This is a genomic window from Bifidobacterium sp. UBA6881 (assembly GCA_002451435.1).
GTDB lineage: Bacteria > Actinomycetota > Actinomycetes > Actinomycetales > Bifidobacteriaceae > Bifidobacterium.
Genome location: DKCF01000071.1, coordinates 35,328 through 37,840, shown reverse-complemented (window position 1 = coordinate 37,840; position 2,513 = coordinate 35,328). Strand labels below are relative to the sequence as shown.

At 62.6% G+C, this 2,513-nt stretch carries 2 protein-coding genes; both read left to right on the top strand.

Annotated elements, in window-relative coordinates; genetic code table 11:
- The first annotated feature begins 276 nt into the window (after nucleotides 1-276).
- On the top strand, nucleotides 277-1,707 hold the full coding sequence (locus B3C64_RS05445; protein WP_291534269.1) for a metallophosphoesterase family protein: 1,431 nt from the start codon (nucleotides 277-279) through the stop codon (nucleotides 1,705-1,707).
- Nucleotides 1,704-2,513: SMC family ATPase (locus B3C64_RS05440; protein WP_291534267.1), on the top strand; the 810-nt coding region annotated here is incomplete at its 3' end. The genes B3C64_RS05445 and B3C64_RS05440, both read left to right, overlap by 4 nt.

The following is a 2,513-nucleotide window of genomic DNA, read 5'->3' as shown; positions in this document are numbered from 1 at the left end:
GTTCGCGTTGATTTCGGTGATTGCCGTTGCACGCGTTGCGTGGATTGCACAGGTCGTACGGATTGCGATTGCCGATGTTGCCCGGGCTGCTGCTGGTGTTGCGTGGGTTGCGAAGCTGGCTCTGCCGTCGCCGTTGGCCGCGCTGTTGTAGCCGGCCGCGTCGCGTCGTCCGAGCCCAGCATGTTCTTCAGCATCCTCAGCAGTCCCATGGCGCTCCCTTCCATCACGCACGGGCAATTATAATGTGTGGAGTTCCGCAAAGGGAAAGGGATGCGCATGCGCGTGCTACATACTTCCGACTGGCATATCGGCAGACGGTTCAAAGGCGTCGATCTGCTGGACTACCAGCGCAAGGCGCTTGAATGGCTCGTCTCGTTGATTGAACGCGAACGGGTGGATGTGCTTTGCGTGGCCGGCGACGTGTATGATGCGCCGCGTCCTTCCGCCGAGGCTGTGCGCCTGTTCAACGAGATATTCCAGCGGCTCGGATTGATGGAGATTAACGGGCATGCGCTGCAGATCGTATTCACCCCCGGCAACCACGATTCCGCGGCCCGATTGGGCTTCGGTGCCGCGCTGATGCGACCGAACGTGCATATGCGCTGCGACATCGCCGGCATCGGCACGCCCGTGATGGTTGAATCGGCGGACGGTGAGCGGCTGGCGGTCTACGCGCTGCCGTATCTCGATCCCGACCTCGCGCGCCCGGCATTGCAGAGCCTGCTGGGAACCATGGCCGATGGATGCGGCCGCGCTGATGCGACCGATTCCCGGGATGCGGACATGGTCGGCACATCGGGAATCGCCGAATCGTCCGATGCTCCGGAAACGGGCGGACGGAATGCCGGATCGCACGACATGCGAACAGGCAAACGGCATGCGGGACACACCATCCAGCGCTCCCACGAGGGTGTCATGCGTGCCGCATTGCAGGTGGCCACCGCCGATCTGGCGGCGCGGCGCGCCGAAGATCCGCGACTGAACGCCATCCTCATGGCGCACGCCTTCGTATCCGGTGCCGCATCCTCCGATTCCGAACGCAATATCAGCGTCGGCGGCGTTGACAGCGTGCCCGCCGAACTCTTCTCCAATTCCGGATTCGACTATCTGGCGCTCGGCCACTTGCACAGGCCTCAGAAAGTCATTATTCCCATGAAATCCGTGAGCGAGTCGCGGTACCAGCTCGGCCGCACCCCGCAGGCGCGCTACAGCGGCTCCCTGCTCGCGTACTCGTTCTCCGAATCGCAGAAGCCGCCGGTGGAGGGCAACGGCAAAAGCGTGGTGCTGCTTGATTTCGAAGACGGCGAACTCTCGGAACCGCGCGTCATACCCGTCGAATCCGGCGAGCCGCCATTCGTACAGGTAAGCGGCACCATGGACGAGATCCTCGGCCCGTACGCCGAACAATACGGAAGCATGTGGGCGTCGGTCACCGTGCGGGTATCGGAATTCCCGCACGGCGCCTACCAGAAAATCGACCGTGCCTACGCGCATGCGTTGGAAAAGAACTTCGAATACTCGCAGCGGCCGCAATCGCAGGAAACCCGGAACATGGCCGACCTGAAACAGGCGACGGACGAAATGGACGTGCTGCGCGACTTCGTAAGGTTCTCTTTGGGACGCGCGCCGTCGCAGGCGGAAAACGACGTACTGCATGACGCCGTGGAGACGGTGCGCGCAAACACTCGAGGGGAGGCCGCGCAATGAAGCTCATCGCACTCAGATTCCAAGGCGTCGGACCATACAAAGGCGAGTACGCCATCGACTTCGCCGCATTGACCCGATCGCACATGTTCCTCATCGACGGGGAGACGGGTGCGGGCAAGACCACGTTGCTCGACTGCGTCACATTCGCGTTGTACGGATCGATTTCCGGCAACACCGAAGGGAAAAGCGGCGTCGGCGACCGCAACAGGTTGCGCTCGCGGTTCCTGGACGGGCAGGACGTTGAAACCTATGTGGAGCTGATTTTCGAGGAAGGCGGGCACTATTACGCGGTACGCCGCACGCCGGCATACGAGAAGCCGAAGGCTCGTGGCGAGGGCATGACGTCGAAAAACGCGACCGGCAAGATGATGCGGGTCGCGGATGGTGCCGAAACCGGATTCGCGATGCTCGTCGCGCAGGCCGGCGAGGGCGACGCGACCGACATCGGTGGCACGGCAAACGTCGGCGGTTCGAATGGTGCCGCGCGCTATTTCGACTTTCTTGACGAACCGGACCATGCGGTTGCGATCACCTCGCGCGCCGGCGAGGTGGCCGTTGAGGTGGAACGGCTGCTGGGATTGGACCGCGGGCAGTTCTCGAAGACCATCATGCTCGCACAGGGCCAGTTCGCCCAATTCCTGCGTATGAGCCCGGAGGACCGCACCGATCTGGTCAAGGAACTGTTCGGAGCCGAGGAATACGAGGCCATCCAAAACGAATTGGACGCGAGACGCAAACGGTTCGGCAGTGCCGTCGACGAGCAGCGCGCCACATTGGAGGAACATGTCCGCACGGCCCGTGAGAAC